Raw genomic sequence first — 19,356 nt, forward strand, 5'->3', positions numbered from 1 at the left:
GCGCTCCGGTTACTGATGCGTCACAACGATAAGACGCAGGGCATCCAGACGCCAGCTAGCCTGGTTGAGGCTTTCCAGCACCTGCTGACGGTTGCTTTCAATCGCCGCCAGCTCGTCGTCACGGATGTTAGGGTTCACGGCCTTCAACGCTTCCAGACGCGACAGCTCCGCAGACAGTTTCTCGTCGGCTTCCGCGCGTGCGGCATCAATCAGCGCTCTGGCCGCTTTCTCAATCTGGGTTTCGCCCTGCTGCAGAATAGCGTGCACGTCCTGCTGGACCGCGTTAACCAGCTTGCTGCCGGTATGGCGGTTCACCGCGCTCAGCTGTCGGTTGAAGCTTTCGAACTCGACCTGTCCGGCCAGGTTCGTGCCGTTTTTATCCAGCAGCAGACGGACCGGCGTCGGCGGCAGGAAGCGGTTGAGCTGCAGTTGCTTCGGCGCCTGTGCTTCCACAACGTAAATCAGCTCCAGCAGCAGCGTCCCCACCGGCAGCGCCTTGTTTTTTAACAGGGAGATCGTGCTGCTGCCGGTATCACCGGAGAGGATCAGATCCAGCCCGTTGCGGATCAGCGGGTGTTCCCAGGTGATGAACTGGGCATCTTCACGGGACAGCGCCACGTCACGCTCGAAGGTGATGGTACAGCCATCTTCCGGCAGGCCCGGGAAATCCGGTACCAGCATGTGATCGGACGGGGTCAGGACTATCAGGTTCTCACCACGATCGTCCTGGTTGATGCCGACGATATCGAACAGGTTCATCGAGAAGCTTATTAGGCTGGTGTCGTCATCCTGCTCTTCGATGCTCTCTGCCAGCGCCTGCGCTTTCTCGCCACCGTTGGAATGGATCTCCAGCAGGCGATCGCGACCCTGTTCCAGCTGCGCTTTCAGCGCGTCGTGCTTCTCACGACAGGATTTAATCAGATCGTCAAAGCCGTCGGTGTTTTCCGGCGCGGCCAGGTAGCCGATCAGATCGCCATGCACCTGATCGTAAATGGTGCGGCCCGTCGGACAGGTATGTTCAAACGCATCCAGACCTTCGTGGAACCAGCGCACCAGCACGGACTGGGCCGTTTTTTCCAGATACGGCACGTGGATCTGAATATCATGGGCCTGACCGATACGGTCCAGACGGCCGATACGCTGCTCGAGCAGATCCGGGTTGAACGGCAGATCGAACATCACCAGGTTGCTGGCGAACTGGAAGTTACGGCCTTCGGAACCGATTTCCGAGCACAGCAGAACCTGCGCGCCGCTGTCCTCTTCGGCAAACCACGCCGCGGCGCGGTCGCGTTCAACGATGGACATGCCTTCGTGGAACACGGCGGCGCGAATACCTTCACGCTCGCGCAGAACCTGCTCCAACTGCAGGGCGGTAGCTGCCTTGGCGCAGATCACCAGCACTTTCTGGGAGCGGTGTGCGGTCAGGTAGCCCATCAGCCACTCTACGCGCGGATCGAAGTTCCACCAGGTGCCGGTATCGCCTTCGAACTCCTGGTAGATTTGCTCCGGATAAAGCATGTCGCGGGCGCGCTCTTCCTGCGTTTTGCGCGCGCCCATAATGCCGGAGACTTTAATCGCCGTCTGATACTGCGTCGGCAGCGGCAGTTTAATGGTGTGCAGCTCGCGTTTCGGGAACCCTTTCACGCCGTTACGGGTGTTACGGAACAGCACGCGGCTGGTGCCGTGGCGATCCATCAGCATGTCGATCAGCTCTTTGCGCGCGGATTCCGCATTGTCGCTCTCGCTGTTCGCAGCCTGCAAAAGTGGCTCGATATCCTGCTCGCCGATCAGATCGCTCAGGGTGTTGAGTTCGTCATTAGAAAGACGCTTGCCCGCCAGCAGTAGGGCGACGGCATCTGCCACCGGACGGTAGTTATTTTGTTCTTCCACAAACTGCTCAAAATCGTGGAAACGGTTTGGATCGAGCAGGCGCAGACGGGCGAAGTGGCTTTCGAGACCCAGCTGTTCCGGCGTTGCGGTCAGCAGCAGGACGCCAGGCACGCGTTCGGCAAGCTGCTCGATAGCCATATATTCGCGGCTCGGCGCATCTTCGCTCCAGACCAGGTGGTGCGCTTCGTCGACCACCATCAGGTCCCACTCGGCATCGCACAGATGCTCAAGACGCTGCTTGCTGCGGCGCACGAAATCCAGGGAGCAAATCACCAGCTGTTCGGTTTCAAACGGGTTGTCCGCATCGTGCTGCGCTTCGGCGTAGCGTTCGTCGTCGAACAGAGAGAAACGCAGGTTGAAGCGGCGCAGCATCTCAACCAGCCACTGGTGCTGCAGGGTTTCTGGCACCACGATCAGCACGCGCTCGGCGGCGCCAGAAAGCAGCTGTTGATGCAGGATCATACCCGCTTCAATGGTTTTACCCAGGCCCACTTCATCTGCCAGCAGCACGCGCGGCGCGTGGCGACGGCCCACGTCATGGGCGATGTTCAGCTGGTGGGGGATCAGGCTGGTGCGCTGGCCGCGCAGGCCGCTCCACGGCATGCGGTACTGTTCACTCTGGAACTTACGCGCGCGATAGCGCAGCGAGAAGCGATCCATACGGTCGATTTGCCCGGCAAACAGGCGGTCCTGCGGCTTGCTGAACACCAGCTTGCTGTCGAGCAGCACTTCGCGCAGGATGACATTGGCCTCGTCGGTGTCCAGGCGAGTGCCGATGTAGGCGAGCAGTCCATTCTCTTCTTTTACGTCTTCAATCTTGAGCTGCCAGCCGTCATGGCTGGTCACGGTGTCACCCGGATTAAACATCACGCGGGTTACAGGGGAGTCATTGCGAGCGTACAGGCGGTTTTCACCAGTGGCAGGGAAGAGGAGGGTAACCATGCGCGCATCAACGGCAACGACGGTTCCTAATCCAAGTTCGCTTTCTGTATCGCTGATCCAGCGTTGACCAAGTGTAAAAGGCATAGTTGTTCGGCTCTAATCTTTAATTGCAGGCAATAGTTCGACCACCGTCAAAAAAGACGGTCATCGAAAAATGGGTCCGGGAATGGAAAGGGCGCTATGGTACTGGATGGCAGCCATTTCGTCACGTGTCAAAATAGGCCAAGTTGCCCTGTAACCAGTGTAGCAAAGTCGTCGTCGATGAAGGGCAAAATTCCGTCGGCAACCGGCTGAAGCTGACGCGTCAGATAGTGTTCGTAATCCAGAGGTGAGTGCTGATAATCCACCGGTTCCGGACCGTTTATCGTCCAGACGTATTTGATGGTGCCCCGGTTCTGATACTGCGGCGCGCGGCCGCGGCGGACGTTTTCGTCGTCCGCAAGGCGCGCGGCGCGCACGTGCGGAGGAACGTTGCGCTGGTACTCCGCGAGCGGGCGGCGCAGGCGTTTGCGATACACCAGCTGCGCGTCAAGCTCGCCCGCCATCAGGCTGGCTATCGTCTCGCGCACGTAGTCCTGATACGGTTCATTGCGAAACACCCGCAGATAGAGCGTTTGCTGGAACTGCTGCGCCAGCGGCGTCCAGTCGGTACGTACCGTCTCGAGCCCTTTAAACACCATCCGCTGTGCGTCGCCGTCCTGAATCAGCCCGGCGTAGCGCTTCTTGCTGCCCTGATCGGTACCGCGAATGGTGGGCATTAAAAAGCGGGCGAAATGGGTTTCAAATTCCAGCTCCAGCGCGCTGGTTAACCGCGCTTTCTGCAGATGTTCCTGCCACCAGTCGTTCACGAAGGCGACCAGCGCTTTGCCGATTTGCGCGGCGTCTTCTTCTGAATGCGCGCCCTTAAGCCACACAAAGGTGGAGTCGGTGTCACCATAGATGACGTCATAGCCCCGGGACTCAATCAGCGCTTTGGTCTGACGCATGATCTCGTGCCCGCGCATGGTGATCGACGACGCCAGACGCGGGTCGAAGAAGCGGCAGGCGCTGGTACCCAGCACGCCGTAGAAGGCGTTCATGATGATTTTCAGCGCCTGTGATAGTGGCTTGTTGCCGTGGCGCTTGGCCTCATCGCGGCCGTGCCAGATGTTTCCCACGATGTCGGGCAGGCAGTGTTTTTCCCGCGAGAAGCGTGCGCCGAGGAAGCCTTCGGTGCTGTGTTCATCATCCGGCTGGGCCAGGCCCTCAACCAGCCCGACGGGATCGATCAGGAAGGTGCGGATTATCGACGGGTAGAGGCTTTTGTAGTCCAGCACCAGAACGGAATCATACAATCCTGGCCGGGAATCCATGACGTAGCCGCCGGGGCTGGCCTGCGGCGGCACCTCCCCGAGGTTAGGGGCGACATATCCTGCCCGGTGCATTCGGGGAAAGTAGAGATGGCTAAAGGCGGCAACCGATCCACCATGCCTGTCGACCGCAAGGCCGTTCACCGTCGCGCGTTCCAGCAGGAAGGGCATAATTTCGGTTTTGTGGAAAATCTGCGTGACCAGCTCGCAGTCTTTCAGGTTATAGGTGGCGAGCGCGGGCTTGTCTTCGTTAAAGCGCCGGTCGATCTCGTCCATTCTGTCCCAGGGGTTGTCGATGGATTTGCCTTCGCCAAGCAGCTCCTGCGCCACCGCTTCGAGAGAGAAGGAAGAGAAGTTCCAGAAGGCGGACTTGAGCGCCTCGATGCCGTCGATAATCAGGCGACCATTCGCCTGGGCGAAGAAAACGCCGTTCTTAAAACCGTGCTCGCGCCACTCCAGCTCGCTGTTGCCGCGCCCGAGCATCAGCGGGATGCGGTAACGCTCGGCGTGTTTTTGCAGCACGCGCAGGTCGAACTGCACCACGTTCCAGCCGATCAGAACGTCGGGATCGTAGTTGGCAAACCACTGGTTCAGCTTCTCCAGCAGCTGCGGGCGGCTGTTGACGTACTCAAGCCGGAAATCCAGCGCAGAGGCATCACCATTTGCCGGCCCGAGCATATAGACAACCCGATCGCCGCAGCCTTCAAGTCCTATGCAGTACAGTTCGCCGTGGCGGGTGGTTTCGATATCCAGGGAGACCCACTTCAGCGGAGGGCGGTAGTGCGGGTTCGGCTTCAGCCGCGCGTTAACGAGGCTGCCGTTGTGCGCAGTGCCGTCGACCCAGACGGGCGCGGTAATAAACCGCTCCATCAGAAAGCGCTCCGGTGGGCGGATGTCGGCTTCGTAGAGCGTCACGCCCGCTTCGCGGAGCAGTTTTTCATAGCGCATCAGCTGACGATGGGCGCGACAGTAGAGGCCATAAACCGGTTGACGGTGGAAATCTTTCAGCTCAAGCGGGGTAATGCGCCAGCCGTTTTCACCGCGCAGCAGCTGTTTCACTTTTTCGACGTGCGCTTCTGGAATAAACGCCACGGATTCCTGCGGCGGCAGCGTCACCTGCAGCGGGCCGTTGTCCGTTGCCAGCCAGAATTCAACCTCGGTGCCCTGAGGCGTATCCCGCCAGTGTCGGGTCAGTAAAAAGCCTTCTTGCGCCTGCGCCACGCCGTTATCCCAGAAAACAAAACCAGGCCTGATTATAGCCTGGTTGAGGTAGGTTTGCTGGGGTTTTATACAGTGCCTGTTTCGCCGGATGGCGCTACGCTTATCCGGCCTGCAGGTTCCGTAGGCCCGGTAAGCGCAGCGCTACCGGAAAGGGTTTACTGCCCGTAGTAGGCCTTCGCACCGTGCTTGCGCAGGTAATGTTTATCCAGCAGGGTTTGCTGCATATCCGGCAGCTGCGGCGCCAACTGGCGACAGAAGATCCCCATATAGGCGATCTCTTCGAGCACGATGGCGTTATGCACCGCGTCCTCCGCGTTTTTCCCCCAGGCAAACGGGCCGTGGGAGTGCACCAGCACGCCGGGCATTTGCGCCGCGTCGATTCCCTGTTTTTCGAAGGTCTCGACGATCACATTACCGGTTTCCCACTCATACTCGCCGTTAATCTCCGCATCGGTCATCAAACGCGTGCAGGGAATCGTGCCGTAAAAGTAGTCCGCGTGGGTGGTGCCGGTCGCCGGGATGGACTGGCCCGCCTGCGCCCAGATAGTGGCATGGCGCGAATGGGTATGCACGATACCGCCGATGGTTGGGAAAGATCGATAGAGCAGGCGGTGAGTGGGCGTATCGGATGAGGGCTTTTTGTTGCCTTCCACCACTTCACCCGTTTCGATGCTGACAACGACCATATCGTCCGCTGTCATCACCGCGTAATCGACGCCGGAAGGCTTGATCACGAACACGCCTTTATCGCGGTCAACGGCGCTCACGTTGCCCCAGGTCAGGGTGACCAGATTATGTTTCGGCAGCGCCAGGTTGGCTTCAAGTACCTGCCGTTTGAGCTCTTCTAACATTGTTGTCTCCAGTGCCGGATGGCGTTTCGCTTATCCGGCCTACAGGATCGTAGGCCCGGTAAACGCGGCGCCACCGGGCATTCCGTGCTTTAGCGTTTTGAACCGTAATAGACTTCATTCCAGCGCAGCGCGTCCTTGAAGGCGGGCAGGCGGGTATCGTTATCAATGACGGTCAATTCGATATCGTGCAGCTCGGCGAACTGACGCATGTCGTTCAGATCCAGCGCGTGGCTGAAGACGGTATGGTGCGCGCCACCGGCCAGGATCCAGGCTTCTGACGCGGTCGGCAGATCCGGCTGTGCTTTCCACAGGGCGTTGGCGACCGGCAGTTTCGGCAGAGAATGTGGTGTTTCAACCGCATCGACGCAGTTCACCAGCAGGCGGAAACGATCGCCCAGATCGATCAGGCTGGCGTTGATGGCCGGGCCCGTGCGGGTGTTGAAGATCAGACGCGCCGGATCGGCTTTACCGCCGATGCCGAGGTACTGCACGTCGAGGATCGGTTTTTCCTCTACCGCGATGGAAGGACACACTTCCAGCATGTGCGAGCCGAGCACCAGGTCATTGCCGTTCTCGAAGTGGTAGGTGTAGTCCTCCATAAAGGAGGTGCCGCCCTGCAGACCGGTCGACATCACCTTCATGATGCGAAGCAGAGCGGCAGTTTTCCAGTCGCCTTCGCCGGCAAAGCCGTAGCCCTGCTGCATCAGACGTTGTACTGCCAGACCCGGCAGCTGTTTCAGACCGTGGAGATCTTCAAAAGTGGTGGTAAAGGCGTGGAAACCGCCCTGTTGCAGGAAGCGCTTCATGCCCAGTTCGATGCGCGCCGCATCCAGCACGTTCTGACGCTTGTCGCCGTTGATCTGTGCCGCAGGCGTCAGGCGGTAGCTGCTTTCGTACTCGTCCACCAGCGCGCTTACGTCGCCATCGCTGATTTCATTCACCACCTGCACCAGGTCGCCCACGGCCCAGGTATTCACGGAAAAGCCGAACTTGATCTGCGCGGCCACTTTGTCACCGTCGGTGACCGCCACTTCACGCATGTTGTCGCCGAAACGCACCACTTTCAGGTGGCGGGTATCCTGCTTCGAAACCGCCTGGCGCATCCAGGATCCTATACGCTGTTGCGCCTTGCCATCCTGCCAGTGGCCGGTGACCACTGCGTGCTGCTGACGCATACGCGCGCCGATGAAGCCGAACTCGCGGCCGCCGTGTGCGGTCTGGTTCAGGTTCATAAAGTCCATGTCGATGCTGTCCCATGGCAGGGAGGCGTTGAACTGGGTATGGAACTGCAGCAGCGGTTTGTTGAGGATAGACAGGCCGTTGATCCACATTTTTGCCGGTGAGAAGGTGTGCAGCCACACCACCAGACCGGCGCATTTATCGTCGTAGTTCGCGTCGCGGCAGATATGGGTAATCTCATCCGGCGTGGTGCCCAGCGGTTTCAGCACCAGCTTGCACGGCAGTTTGGCTTCCGCGTTCAGCGCGTTAACGACGTGCTCCGCGTGTTTCGTTACCTGCTGCAGCGCTTCCGGTCCGTAAAGATGCTGGCTGCCAATCACAAACCACACTTCATAGTTATTAAAAATGGTCATCATCGTGTCCTTAATGGGTCAGGGTTGCCGTAGTGTCCGCGGTGCTTTTGGCCGGGGCGGCGACAGGGAGATAGTGAAGTTCGGCGCTTTTTGCCCACTGCTGGTAGCGCTGATAAAGCTGTTCAAAGCGTTGTGCCTGCTGAGCACGCGGCTGAAGGGTGTTTTCGACGGCGCTCGCCATGTGCTGCTGCGCAGTGGGGATATCCGCATGGACGCCCGCGGCGACGGCGGCGAAAATCGCCGCGCCCAGCGCGCAGCACTGATCGGACGCCACAATCTGCAGCGGACGGTTCAGCACATCGCAGCAGGCCTGCATGATCACCGGGTTTTTACGGGCGATGCCGCCCAGCGCCATCACGTTATTTACGTCGATGCCCTGATCGGTGAAGCACTCCATAATGGCGCGGGCACCGAAGGCCGTTGCGGCAATCAGGCCGCCGAACAGCGCAGGCGCGTCGGTTGCCAGGTTGAGGTCGGTAATCACCCCTTTCAGGCGCTGGTTGGCAAACGGCGTGCGGCGACCGTTAAACCAGTCCAGCACCACCGGGAGGTGTTCGAGAGACGGATTTTTCGCCCAGGCGTCGGTGAGCTGCGGCAGAAGCTGCTTTTTGCTCTCGGCTATCTGGGTTTTCAGTTCAGGATGCGCCGCCGCCAGTCGATCCAGCGGCCAGCCCAGCACGCGGCCAAACCAGGCGTAGATATCGCCAAACGCGGACTGACCGGCTTCGAGGCCGATGAAGTCCGGTACCACGCTGCCGTCAACCTGGCCACAGATGCCTTTTACCGCGCGGTCGCCGACGGTGGCTTTATCCGCCGTCAGGATGTCGCAGGTGGAGGTACCGATAACTTTGACCAGCGTGTTTGGCTGTGCGCCCGCGCCCACGGCGCCCATATGGCAGTCAAACGCGCCGCCGGAGATCGCCACGTTTTGCGGCAGGCCGAGGCGCGTCGCCCACTCCTCACAGAGGGTGCCGACGGGAATATCGGCGGTAAAGGTGTCGGTAAACAGCGGATATGTCAGGCTCTTGTTGATGATCGGGTCGAGTTCATCGAAGAAGGCTGCCGGAGGCAGGCCGCCCCAGCTTTCATGCCACAGGGATTTATGCCCGGCGCTGCAGCGACCGCGGCGGATATCCTGTGGACGCGTGGTGCCGGAGAGCAGAGCAGGCACCCAGTCGCACAACTCAACCCATGACGCTGCAGCCTGCGCAACGGTTGCGTCGGCACGGGTGACGTGCAGGATCTTGGCCCAGAACCATTCGCTGGAGTAAATTCCGCCGATGTAGCGCGAGTAGTCCGTTTTGCCCGGCTGATGGCACAGGCGGGTGATGGCTTCGGCCTCTTCCACGGCGGTATGGTCTTTCCACAGCACGAACATGGCGTTCGGGTTGTCGGCAAACTCAGGACGCAGCGCCAGCACGCGGCCATCGGCATCCACAGGGGCAGGCGTGGAGCCGGTACTGTCGACGCCAATCCCAACAATATCCGCCCGCTGGGCGTTGGTCAGTTCGGCCAGAACGGTTTTAATGGCCGCTTCCATCGACTCAATGTAGTCACGCGGGTGATGCCGAAACTGGTTGTTTGGCGCATCGCAGTAGCGCCCCTCTTGCCAGCGCGGGTACCACTCAACGCTGGTTGCTATCTCCTTGCCGGACGTACAGTCCACTGCCAGCGCGCGAACCGAATCGCTGCCAAAATCGAGGCCAATCGCAATTGCCATGGTGTTGCTCCATCGAAAAAAGAGGTATGGAAGAACATTAGAGACTGGGGACAAAAGTCGTCAGGCAGGATCCGCTAATCTTATGGACTAAATTGCTGTTACAACGGAAAGTGTGACGCCGTGCAAATATTCAATGTGGACATTTCTGCCGCAGTTATAGACACTTTTGTTACTGCTTATCTGCCTGCTCAGGCGGAGAAATCAGGGGGAAAGGCTGAAACATGGCGGACGTAAAAGCGGCGTGATGCTTTTTGGATCTTTTCGCGGGCCATTTTTAACCTGCTTTTAGTGATATGGACAATTGGTTTCCTTGAGGACCCTTGGGAGAACTGAATCTATGGCCGAAACGCAAAACGATCCTTTGCTGCCGGGATACTCGTTTAACGCGCACCTTGTGGCGGGACTGACTCCTATCGAGGCTGAAGGATATCTCGACTTTTACGTCGACCGACCGCTTGGGATGAAAGGATATATCCTCAACCTGACCGTGCGAGGGGAAGGGATCATCAAAAACGGCGACCAGCAGTTTGTCTGCCGCCCGGGGGATATCCTGCTGTTCCCGCCGGGGGAGATCCACCACTACGGCCGTCATCCGGATGCCAAAGAGTGGTATCACCAGTGGGTCTATTTCCGTCCGCGCGCCTACTGGCAGGAGTGGCTTTCCTGGCCGGCGATTTTTGCGCACACCGGTTTTTATCGCCCGGATGAGGTGCATCTGGCGCAGTTTCGCGAACTTTTTGCGCAGATTATCGAGGCGGGACAGGCCGGTGGGCGCTACGCTGAACTGCTGGCGATTAACCTGCTTGAGCAGCTGCTGCTGCGACGGATGGAGGCGATTAACGCGTCGCTTAACCCGCCGCTGGATAACCGCGTGCGCGACGCCTGCCAGTACATCAGCGACCACCTGGCCGATAGCCAGTTTGATATCGCCAGCGTTGCCCAGCACGTCTGCCTGTCACCGTCGCGTCTGTCGCATCTGTTCCGCCAGCAGCTGGGCGTCAGCGTGTTGAGCTGGCGCGAGGATCAACGGATCAGCCAGGCGAAGCTGTTGCTCAGCACCACCCGGATGCCCATTGCCACCGTGGGGCGCAACGTGGGCTTTGAGGATCAGCTCTATTTCTCCCGGGTATTTAAAAAATGTACCGGTGCCAGCCCCAGTGAATTCCGCGCAGGATGTGAATAAACGGTAAAAAAAGATAAACAAACAGGTGAATGCGGGAAGCAACCTGTAAACTATTCAGACAATTGTTGCCTTGACGCGGTGCGGGGCGCTAAGCAGAATCGCTGATTCGTTTTCTGACCGGAATAGTTATGCAGGCATTGCTGGAACACTTTATTACCCAGTCCGTTATGTACTCGCTCATCGCCGTGGCGCTGGTGGCGTTTCTGGAGTCGCTGGCGCTTGTCGGGTTAATCCTGCCCGGCACTGTGATGATGGCGGGGCTTGGCGCGCTGATCGGCAGCGGTGAGGTCAATTTCTGGCAGGCGTGGCTGGCGGGAATTATCGGCTGCCTGCTCGGCGACTGGATCTCCTTCTGGCTGGGCTGGCGCTTTAAGAAGCCGCTGCACCGCTGGTCGTTCATGAAAAAGAACAAAGCCTTGCTGGATAAGACCGAGCATGCGCTGCACCAGCACAGCATGTTTACCATCCTCGTCGGCCGCTTCGTTGGGCCAACGCGTCCGCTGGTGCCGATGGTGGCCGGGATGCTGGACCTGCCCGTTGCGAAATTCGTGGTGCCAAACATTATCGGCTGCGTCTTCTGGCCGCCGTTCTACTTCCTGCCGGGGATCCTCGCGGGGGCCGCCATCGATATTCCTGACGGTATGCAAAGCGGTGAGTTTAAGTGGCTGCTGCTGGGCACGGCGCTGTTGCTGTGGCTCGCGGCATGGCTCTGCTGGCGACTGTGGCGCAGCGCGAAGGCAAATATCGATCGCCTGACGCGCTATCTCCCGCGTACTCGCCTGCTCTGGCTGGCCCCGCTGACGCTGGGTGTGGCGGTGGTGGCGCTGGTGGCGCTGATTCGCCACCCGCTGATGCCGATGTACGGTGAGATCCTGTTGAAAGTTGTGAGCCGTTAAGCGCCGGGCGGCACTGCGTTTGCCCGGCCTACGGTTTTATACCCAATAATCCAGAAGCGCTTTCTTTTCCGCTCATTAATGCTTCTGTTGCTCCATCCCACAAAATGCGTCCCTCCGCGATCACCACCGATCGCGGCGCAATCCGTGCGGCATCCTCAATACTGTGCGAAACCATCAGCATCGTAAGCTGCTGGCGCTGACAGACATCCTGCACCAGGGCCAGCATCTCCTGACGCAGCGCGGGATCGAGCGCCGAGAACGGTTCATCCAGCAGCAGTATCGGCTGCTCGCGCACCAGACAACGTGCCAGCGCCACGCGCTGACGCTGCCCGCCGGAAAGCTCGCCCGGCAGCCTGTCGATAAACCCGGCGATCCCCATCTGCGCGGCAATGACCTCCAGCTTATGGCGCTGATCATCGTTCAGCCTGAGTCCCGGGTGCATTCCCAGCGCGATGTTTTGCCGCACCGTCAGGTGGGTAAACAGGTTGTTTTCCTGAAACAGCATTGAGACAGGACGTTTAGCCGGAGGGGCGCTGGTGAAATCACGATTATCGATGGCTATCGACCCGCTGGCAGGTTGCAGAAAACCGGCGATCAAATTGAGCAAGGTGCTTTTCCCGGCACCGCTTGGGCCAAGCACGGCGATCATCTCTCCCTGGCGCACGGAGAGCGTGAAGCGCATCGGCAGATGCTGATAAAGCCAGGTTACATCAGTCAGTTTTAGCATCACGCCCCGGAAGTTTTTCGATAACGGTAAATAAGGCAAAACACAGCAGCAGCAGTAACAGCGCGGTGACCGCGCCGTCCTGACTGCGGTAAGAGCCGATTTGCTGATAGAGCCAGTATGGCAGCGTGCGGAAATCGTCATTGCCGAACAGCGCCACGACCCCAAAGTCTCCAATAGAGAGCACGCAGGCAAACGCCAGCGCCTGTGCCAGCGGACGCTTTAGCGCGCGCAGTTCAACCACCTTCAGCCGCTGCCAGCCCTGCATGCCCAGCGACTGGCACAGCAAACTGTAGCGGCTGTTGACGTCGCGCATCGGGTTTTCCAGCACCTTGAGCGCGTAAGGGATGGCCATTAAGGCGTTGGTAAAGATCACAATGCCGTCTGCCCTTTCCGGCAGGCCGAGGGTGCTGTTGAACAGTAAAAAGAAGCCCGTTGCCAGCACGATCCCCGGCATCGCCAGAATCAGCATGCCCGTCAGCTCCAGCATTTGTCCGGCTTTTTGCGCCTGGCGGGCGTAAAGCTCACGGCTGCTCCACAACAGCATCATGGTCAGGATGACGCACAGTAATCCGGCAGCCAGCGCGATACGCAGCGAGGTCCAGGTGGCCTGCCAGAGGAGGGGCTGTTGCAGGACGCACAGGAGATTGAGGTTCAGTCCGTCAACGATAACGGCCAGCAGCGGCGGCAACAGCAGCAGGAGCGCCAGCCCGATCAGGATAACATCACTGACGCGGCTGTGCAGGCTGTCCTGCGGATCGCGCCAGCCGGTTATTTGATGACTGCCAGCGGGAATGGCTTTACTCAGCCGCTGGCTCAACAGCACCAGTGTAAGGCAGCACGCCATCTGGACTATCGCCAACAGTGCGGCGCGACCGGGATCGTAGTCGTAACTCAGCGCCTGGTAAATCGCCAGCTCAATGGTGGTGGCCTGCGGCCCGCCGCCAAGTGACAGCACGGTGGCAAAGCTGGCAAAGCAGAGCATGAAGATTAATGCTGCCACGGGCGGGAGCTGGCGGCGCAGCCACGGCCATTCGACAAAGCGGAAGAACGACGCGCCGCGCATGCCGAGCTGGGCAGCAATCTGGCGCTGTTCGCCTGGAATATTCTCCAGCGCCTGCAAAAAGAGGCGCGTTGCCATCGGCATATTGAAAAAGACGTGTGCCAGCAGGATGCCCTGCAGTCCGTAAGGCGAGAATGACCATTCCAGACCAAGCTGGCCGAACAGCGAAGCCAGCCACCCCTGGCGACCGTAAACGCTCAGAATGCCAAATACCGCCACCAGCACGGGCAGGATCAGCGTCATGGCGCACAGGCGCAGCAGAGCCTGCCTGCCGGGGAAGCGCCGCCGATACAGCGCGCGTGCAAGAAAAATAGCCGGGAGCACCGACATCAGGGCAGAAAGAAACGCCTGCCAGAAAGAGAACCGAATGACGTGCCAGAGGTAGCTGTCGTGCCAGAGAGCGAGCAGGTCGCTCTCCGGCGCGTTAAACCACAGCGCAAGAAAAGCCCCCAGGCTGACTGCCACCATTACGACAGCGGCGAGCAGCCCGGGAAGCAACCAGCCGGGAATTAGCGGCTGACGGCGCGTTGCCATTCACTTACCCATGCGGCACGCTGCGCGGCGACCTGCTGCGGCGTAAACTCCAGCGAGGTTTTCGGTTTGGTCAACTGTTCAAAACCTGCAGGCAGTGCAACGCTGGTGACCGGATACATCCAGTTGCCTGCGGGAATGGCATTCTGGAATGCCGGCGAAACCATAAACTTCAGGAACTTCTCGGCCAGCTCAGGCTGCTTGCTGGCAGCGGTACGCGCGGCCACTTCCACCTGCAGATAGTGCCCTTCCGCAAAATCTGCGGCAGCATAGTTATCTTTCTTCTCGGCGATAATGTGGTAAGCCGGGGAGGTGGTGTAGCTCAGCACCAGGTCGCTTTCGCCTTTCAGGAACAGGCCATAGGCCTCGCTCCAGCCTTTGGTCACGGTCACGGTTTTGGCAGCCAGCTTCTGCCACGCTTCCGGCGCCTTATCGCCGTAGACTTTCTGCATCCACAGCAGCAGACCCAGACCCGGCGTGCTGGTCCGCGGATCTTCATAAATCACGCGCCACTTCTGGTTGCTTTCCACCAGCTCTTTCAGGCTCTTCGGCGGGTTTTTCAGCTTGTTTTTGTCGTAAACAAAAGCAAAGTAGCCGTAGTCGAACGGCACAAAGGTGTCGTTCTTCCAGCCGCCAGGCACGTTAACGGCCTCTGCTGCAACGCCGCTTTTGGCAAACAGTTTGGTCTGCGAGGCGGCTTCCAGCAGGTTGTTATCCAGACCGAGCACCACGTCAGCCTTGCTGTTTTTCCCTTCCATGCGCAGACGGTTGAGCAGTGAAACGCCATCTTCCAGCGCCACGAACTTCAGCTCGCAGTTGCAGTCAGCTTCAAAGGCTTTTTTGACAACCGGGCCAGGGCCCCAGTCGGCAGAGAAAGAGTCGTAGGTGTAGACCGTCAGGACGGGTTTGGCTAAAGCGGGCAGCGCGAACAGCGCCAGCAGGGGGAGAACTTTTTTTAACACTTTGCACCTCAGGGTTGAGTGGCAAAGGATTTTGAGCGACAGCCTCAAATCCCTTCGCCGGCGTTATCCGGATCAGGTTCGACGGGTATTATCTCAGCGCACATCTGTGATGCAGCACCCCGTTGAGAACGGCGCTATTGTAATGATTTGGTGAATATTACGAAAGCGTTATGGCTCCGGGGGCGCAAACCAGGCGGATTTGAAATCAAACCAGCCCAGGGTGTTCATCCGCAGGCCGCGCATGCTGCGCTGGCCCTGAATCATCAGCCAGTGGTGGATCAACGGGACGATGGCCTGCTCGGCCAGCAGCTGCTGGCACCACACGGCAAGATTCATCTCGCCCGCACGCCACAGGGCGGCATCCTGCTGCCAGTCACGGTCGATGCAGTGCTGGATCAGCGGGACTTCATACAAATGCGAGAAAAGGGAAAAATCGAGCGGCAGGGTAAAATTAGCGCTGTTGAGCCAGATATCGCTGGCGATCTCCCCCTGATGCCATTCGTCATAGTCCACTTCCCTGATGTCCAGCCTGACCCCCTCGGCTGCCAGCAGGCGGGTCATGATCCTCGCGATAAAACGATGCTCAACATGCTCGCGGTAGTAGGTCAGGGTGATGGACTCCAGCCCTGCGGGTTTGTCGCACTGCGACGGGCGGGCGTGGTGCCAGCGCGGAAGCAGGCCGTACGCCGGGAACCAGTATGTCTGGTACTGCGCTTCCGCATGGTAGATCAGATTGGAAGGGGACAACACGTGGCTGATCCACTTCCGGACGTCCTGGTTTGCCCCGCGGTGGGTGCGGCGGTCAAAAAGGAGATAGTAGCATCCCTCCTCCAGGCGGCTCTCCACGGCCTTTTCTCCCGTGGTGGGGCCTTCCAGCGTCAGCCCGCAGCTCAAGTCTTCATTGAGATCCGGCAATACCCACACGTTCACTTCGTCGATCAGCGCCCGATAGCCAAAGTAGTCATCGAACGCGCGGATTTTCAGCTGATTGCTGTTATTGCGGGACACGGCGTAGGGGCCGGTGCCAATTGGCAGGCTGGCAAAATTGTTCATCGATTCCCACTCGCCGGGCAAAATCATCGATGGCACGTAGCCCAGCAGCCAGGGAAGCCACTTGTCCTGCTGCGAAAGCTCAATATCCAGCGTCCAGGCGGTGGGAGAGTGGATGCGCGAAATATGCGAGTAGAGCGGCAGCCTGCGGGCGCGTTCCAGAGAGGCGATGACGTCGTGCATCTCCAGCTCGCGACCGTGGTGAAAGTGGATGCCAGGGCGTAAGAAAAAGCGCCAGTGGCGCGGGGAAAGCTGCTGCCAGTGGTGCGCGATATCCGCCTCCAGTTCCCCGTTTTCCTCATTTATCCGCGTCAGGCCGCTGAAGATTTGCCGGGCCATATGGGTTTCTGAGCGGCGTAACGCCGTGCCGGGCAACAGATTTTTCATTGGCCGATAGTAGAGTACCCGCAGAATGTGTCGGCCCTGACGAAAACTGCGTCCGAGATGGGAAACCAGCATCTGGCGCACGGCGGCTTTGTCGCCCACCAGCTGGACCAACTGATCGATGCGGTCCTGCTCGAGCAGGTCTTCTGCACGCTGCTGCTGCAATGCCAGCCCGGTGTAGAGAAAGGTCAGCCGCGAGCGTTTCCCGCGTCCCGCTTCCGCTTCCCAGCTTAACCACCCCTGCTGCTGCATGGTGTTGAGCAACGTGCGCATATGACGGCGGGAACAGCTAAGCAGGTCAGCCAGCTCGTTGAGCGTCGTTTCCTGCGATTGCCCCTCGCAGCATTGCCAGAGGCGGATAAATTGTTGCTGCAGACGACCGGAAGGCATAAAAGGGGAACTCCTGACAAAAAACCAGCAATTTATTAATCCCTATATTAGGCCAATAATGCTTCCCGATGAAGCGAGGAGGTAAATGATGAAGAGGTCTACCGCACGTCAGTTTTATCAGCAGTACTTTTCAGCGACAAAAGGATCGTCCTGGCTGGCCCGCCAGTGTGCAGAGCAACGGCTGAAAATGCTAGAAGAACTGATGCAGTGGGACGTTACGAAACCGGCCTCTTCTCGCTGACTCGCCTCGATCATGTGTGACTGAGTATTGGTGCTTATCACCCGCCAGCAAAATGTTTTTTGCTGGCTTTTTTCGTTTATTCTTTCACCCAATTTCGATTCGCTTTCACAAGGACTTGCGCATGCTGTGGTTGATGACGATGGGGCGACGCCTGAACGGCGTGTATGCCGCTTTTATGCTGGTGGCCTTTATGATGGGCGTGGCGGGGGCGCTGCAGGCGCCGACGCTGAGCCTGTTTCTCAGCCGCGAGGTGGGGGCGCAGCCGTTTTGGGTGGGGCTGTTTTATACCGTTAACGCGATTGCCGGGATCCTGGTCAGCCTCGCGCTGGCGAAACGATCGGACAGCCAGGGCGATCGCCGCAAGCTGATCCTCTTTTGCTGCACCATGGCCGTGGGTAACGCGCTGCTCTTTGCTTTTAACCGTCATTATCTGACGCTCATTACCTGCGGCGTGCTGCTGGCGTCGCTGGCGAATACCGCCATGCCGCAGCTGTTTGCGCTGGCGCGGGAATATGCGGATAGCTCGGCACGGGAAGTGGTGATGTTCAGCTCGGTGATGCGTGCCCAGCTCTCGCTGGCGTGGGTCATTGGTCCGCCGCTGGCCTTTATGCTGGCGTTGAACTACGGCTTTACCACCATGTTCACCATCGCGGCCGGGATTTTTGTCATCAGCCTGGCGCTGATAGCCTTCGCGCTGCCGTCCGTGGCGCGCGTCGAACAGACAACGGATAAACCGCTCACCCAGGTGAGCGGCTGGCAGGACAAGAACGTCCGTATGCTGTTTATTGCCTCCACGCTGATGTGGACCTGCAACACCATGTACATCATTGACATGCCGCTGTGGATCAGCAGCGATCTGGGCTTACCGGACAAGCTTGCGGGGATCTTAATGGGGACCGCTGCCGGGCTGGAAATTCCGGCAATGATTCTGGCGGGATATTACGTAAAGCGTTTCGGTAAACGCAAAATGATGGTGGTTGCGGTTGCAGCCGGGGTGTTGTTTTATCTTGGGCTGATCTTATTCCACTCGCGCGAAGCGCTGCTGGCGCTGCAGCTGTTTAATGCTGTGTTTATTGGCATCGTCGCCGGAATCGGCATGCTCTGGTTTCAGGATCTGATGCCCGGACGCGCAGGATCGGCCACGACGCTCTTTACGAACAGTATTTCAACCGGGGTGATTCTGGCCGGTGTGATCCAGGGCGCGCTGGCGCAAAGCTATGGCCATACGTCGGTTTACTGGATGATTGCGGCGCTATCCGTTGTGACGCTCCTGCTGACCTGCCGGGTAAAAGACGTGTGATTCTGGAAGACGGCTTCACAAAATGGAACGACATTCTGACAGAGATCACGAAGGGGAATAGAGTGCGTGGCGGGTGCTTGAGGCTGTTTGCCTCAGGCTTTCGCAAGAGGCAAACAGTGGAGAGTCCCACATCAAAAGATTGATGGGGAGACCAACTTCACAACCAACATTGCGAGGTTAGTCTCTTCATTGCCGAAAAGCAATAAGGAGGCTGGAATGCCAAAACGTACTCTGCTGTTAGGTTTATTTCTGATCTGTACGACGTTGTTGTTCTTCACCTGGATGGTCCGTGATTCGTTGTGTGAATTGCATTTCAGACAGGAGAAAACAGAAATGGCGGCAGTGTTGGCTTACGAAGCAAAACGTTAGCGGTATGGGCGGGGAAGTTTCCCCGCCTCTCCAGAGTGGTTGAGCCTCAACGCACCCTTATCAATGGCCCGCATTTCGCGGGCCATTGCCTTTAGCCCATAAACGCAGGCTGTTTTTTCTCATACGCTGAGATGGCGTCTTCGTGCTGCAGCGTCAAACCAATGCTGTCCAGACCGTTCAGCATGCAGTGACGGCGGAACGCATCAATGCTGAAGCTGTAGGTCTTATCCCCGGCTTTCACCACTTCCGCTTCCAGATCCACTTCAAACGACATACCCGGATTTGCCTTAACCAGCGCAAACAATTCATCGACCTGCTCATCGCTCAGCGTCACCGGCAGCAGCTGGTTGTTGAAGCTGTTGCCGTAGAAGATATCCGCGAAGCTGGGAGCAATAACCACCTTAAAGCCGTAGTCGGTCAACGCCCAGGGCGCATGCTCACGCGACGAGCCGCAGCCAAAGTTTTCCCGCGCCAGCAAAATGGAGGCACCTTTGTATTCCGGGAAGTTCAGAACGAATTCCGGATTAGGCACTTCGCCTTTGTCGTCCAGGAAACGCCAGTCGTTGAACAGGTGCGCGCCAAAACCGGTACGCGTCACCTTCTGCAAAAACTGCTTAGGAATAATGGCGTCAGTATCGACGTTCGCGGCGTCCAGGGGGACAACCCGGCCTGTATGTTGGGTAAATTTCTCTGCCATG

Annotated in this window: 15 protein-coding genes and 1 riboswitch; of the genes, 5 read left to right on the plus strand and 10 right to left on the minus strand. The window is 58.6% G+C overall.

The annotated features are described in order from the left end of the window. Positions 1–9: 9 nt before the first annotated feature. The 5 genes from rapA to araB form a co-directional block, all read right to left on the minus strand. Complete coding sequence (rapA, locus tag ACMWJS_RS14015; protein WP_196346976.1) at positions 10–2,916, minus strand: RNA polymerase-associated protein RapA; 2,907 nt, start codon at positions 2,914–2,916, stop codon at positions 10–12. Positions 2,917–3,044: 128 nt separating this feature from the next. After that, the gene (gene polB / locus ACMWJS_RS14020; protein WP_414747208.1) at positions 3,045–5,402 is read right to left on the minus strand and encodes a DNA polymerase II; all 2,358 of its coding nucleotides are present in this window, start codon (positions 5,400–5,402) and stop codon (positions 3,045–3,047) included. A 155-nt stretch (positions 5,403–5,557) separates the two neighbouring features. Continuing rightward, on the minus strand, positions 5,558–6,253 hold the full coding sequence (gene araD, locus ACMWJS_RS14025; protein WP_008502011.1) for an L-ribulose-5-phosphate 4-epimerase: 696 nt from the start codon (positions 6,251–6,253) through the stop codon (positions 5,558–5,560). A gap of 89 nt (positions 6,254–6,342) precedes the next feature. Further along, the gene (araA, locus tag ACMWJS_RS14030) at positions 6,343–7,845 is read right to left on the minus strand and encodes an L-arabinose isomerase (RefSeq protein WP_045907781.1); all 1,503 of its coding nucleotides are present in this window, start codon (positions 7,843–7,845) and stop codon (positions 6,343–6,345) included. Positions 7,846–7,855: 10 nt separating this feature from the next. Next, positions 7,856–9,565, minus strand: coding sequence for a ribulokinase (gene araB / locus ACMWJS_RS14035; RefSeq protein ID WP_414747209.1), 1,710 nt, complete (start codon positions 9,563–9,565; stop codon positions 7,856–7,858). 337 nt (positions 9,566–9,902) lie between these two features. On the opposite strand from araB, the gene araC reads away from it, so the two are divergent. Both araC and ACMWJS_RS14045 read left to right on the plus strand, forming a co-directional pair. Further along, positions 9,903–10,748 carry an arabinose operon transcriptional regulator AraC gene (gene araC, locus ACMWJS_RS14040; protein ID WP_023293301.1) on the plus strand — a complete coding sequence of 282 codons (846 nt, stop codon included), beginning with the start codon at positions 9,903–9,905 and terminating at the stop codon, positions 10,746–10,748. Between the two features lie 128 nt (positions 10,749–10,876). Then, on the plus strand, positions 10,877–11,644 hold the full coding sequence (locus ACMWJS_RS14045) for a DedA family protein (RefSeq protein WP_414747210.1): 768 nt from the start codon (positions 10,877–10,879) through the stop codon (positions 11,642–11,644). 28 nt (positions 11,645–11,672) lie between these two features. Here the strand turns inward: ACMWJS_RS14045 and thiQ are convergent, their stop codons facing one another. From thiQ to sgrR, 4 genes are all read right to left on the minus strand, one after another. Continuing rightward, on the minus strand, positions 11,673–12,371 hold the full coding sequence (thiQ, locus tag ACMWJS_RS14050; protein ID WP_262765812.1) for a thiamine ABC transporter ATP-binding protein ThiQ: 699 nt from the start codon (positions 12,369–12,371) through the stop codon (positions 11,673–11,675). Further along, positions 12,355–13,965, minus strand: a complete 1,611-nt coding sequence (thiP, locus tag ACMWJS_RS14055) for a thiamine/thiamine pyrophosphate ABC transporter permease ThiP (RefSeq protein WP_414747211.1) — start codon at positions 13,963–13,965, stop codon at positions 12,355–12,357. Before thiP ends, thiQ begins: the two co-directional genes overlap by 17 nt. After that, positions 13,941–14,924: a thiamine ABC transporter substrate binding subunit gene (gene thiB / locus ACMWJS_RS14060; RefSeq protein ID WP_414747212.1), complete on the minus strand. Its 984-nt coding sequence runs from the start codon at positions 14,922–14,924 to the stop codon at positions 13,941–13,943. Before thiB ends, thiP begins: the two co-directional genes overlap by 25 nt. Before the next feature lie 31 nt (positions 14,925–14,955). Beyond that, positions 14,956–15,056: riboswitch (TPP riboswitch) on the minus strand. A gap of 36 nt (positions 15,057–15,092) precedes the next feature. Continuing rightward, positions 15,093–16,748: an HTH-type transcriptional regulator SgrR gene (gene sgrR, locus ACMWJS_RS14065; protein ID WP_126534272.1), complete on the minus strand. Its 1,656-nt coding sequence runs from the start codon at positions 16,746–16,748 to the stop codon at positions 15,093–15,095. An 88-nt stretch (positions 16,749–16,836) separates the two neighbouring features. Here sgrR and sgrT point away from each other — a divergent pair, with 88 nt between their 5' ends. From sgrT to ACMWJS_RS14080, 3 genes are all read left to right on the plus strand, one after another. After that, on the plus strand, positions 16,837–16,989 hold the full coding sequence (gene sgrT / locus ACMWJS_RS14070; RefSeq protein WP_045907787.1) for a glucose uptake inhibitor SgrT: 153 nt from the start codon (positions 16,837–16,839) through the stop codon (positions 16,987–16,989). Between the two features lie 121 nt (positions 16,990–17,110). Beyond that, complete coding sequence (locus tag ACMWJS_RS14075; protein WP_414747213.1) at positions 17,111–18,289, plus strand: sugar efflux transporter; 1,179 nt, start codon at positions 17,111–17,113, stop codon at positions 18,287–18,289. A 216-nt stretch (positions 18,290–18,505) separates the two neighbouring features. After that, entirely contained in the window at positions 18,506–18,658 is a 153-nt protein-coding gene (locus tag ACMWJS_RS14080; protein ID WP_414747214.1) for a Hok/Gef family protein, read from the plus strand. Between the two features lie 91 nt (positions 18,659–18,749). Here ACMWJS_RS14080 and leuD read toward each other — a convergent pair whose 3' ends face one another. Beyond that, positions 18,750–19,355: a 3-isopropylmalate dehydratase small subunit gene (gene leuD / locus ACMWJS_RS14085; RefSeq protein WP_023616037.1), complete on the minus strand. Its 606-nt coding sequence runs from the start codon at positions 19,353–19,355 to the stop codon at positions 18,750–18,752. Between the last annotated feature and the right edge of the window lies 1 nt (position 19,356).

This window comes from Enterobacter sp. HK-058-C-ECC, from assembly GCF_047531125.1.
GTDB lineage: Bacteria > Pseudomonadota > Gammaproteobacteria > Enterobacterales > Enterobacteriaceae > Enterobacter > Enterobacter quasiroggenkampii.

What these genes read in the sequence shown, in the direction of transcription:
- rapA (WP_196346976.1), bottom strand. Translation starts at nt 2,916, where the DNA reads ATGCCTTTTACACTTGGTCAACGCTGGATCAGCGATACAGAAAGCGAA.
- araD (WP_008502011.1), bottom strand. Translation starts at nt 6,253, where the DNA reads ATGTTAGAAGAGCTCAAACGGCAGGTACTTGAAGCCAACCTGGCGCTG.
- araA (WP_045907781.1), bottom strand. Translation starts at nt 7,845, where the DNA reads ATGACCATTTTTAATAACTATGAAGTGTGGTTTGTGATTGGCAGCCAG.
- araB (WP_414747209.1), bottom strand. Translation starts at nt 9,565, where the DNA reads ATGGCAATTGCGATTGGCCTCGATTTTGGCAGCGATTCGGTTCGCGCG.
- araC (WP_023293301.1), top strand. Translation starts at nt 9,903, where the DNA reads ATGGCCGAAACGCAAAACGATCCTTTGCTGCCGGGATACTCGTTTAAC.
- ACMWJS_RS14045 (WP_414747210.1), top strand. Translation starts at nt 10,877, where the DNA reads ATGCAGGCATTGCTGGAACACTTTATTACCCAGTCCGTTATGTACTCG.
- thiQ (WP_262765812.1), bottom strand. Translation starts at nt 12,371, where the DNA reads ATGCTAAAACTGACTGATGTAACCTGGCTTTATCAGCATCTGCCGATG.
- thiP (WP_414747211.1), bottom strand. Translation starts at nt 13,965, where the DNA reads ATGGCAACGCGCCGTCAGCCGCTAATTCCCGGCTGGTTGCTTCCCGGG.
- sgrR (WP_126534272.1), bottom strand. Translation starts at nt 16,748, where the DNA reads ATGCCTTCCGGTCGTCTGCAGCAACAATTTATCCGCCTCTGGCAATGC.
- sgrT (WP_045907787.1), top strand. Translation starts at nt 16,837, where the DNA reads ATGAAGAGGTCTACCGCACGTCAGTTTTATCAGCAGTACTTTTCAGCG.
- ACMWJS_RS14075 (WP_414747213.1), top strand. Translation starts at nt 17,111, where the DNA reads ATGCTGTGGTTGATGACGATGGGGCGACGCCTGAACGGCGTGTATGCC.
- ACMWJS_RS14080 (WP_414747214.1), top strand. Translation starts at nt 18,506, where the DNA reads ATGCCAAAACGTACTCTGCTGTTAGGTTTATTTCTGATCTGTACGACG.
- leuD (WP_023616037.1), bottom strand. Translation starts at nt 19,355, where the DNA reads ATGGCAGAGAAATTTACCCAACATACAGGCCGGGTTGTCCCCCTGGAC.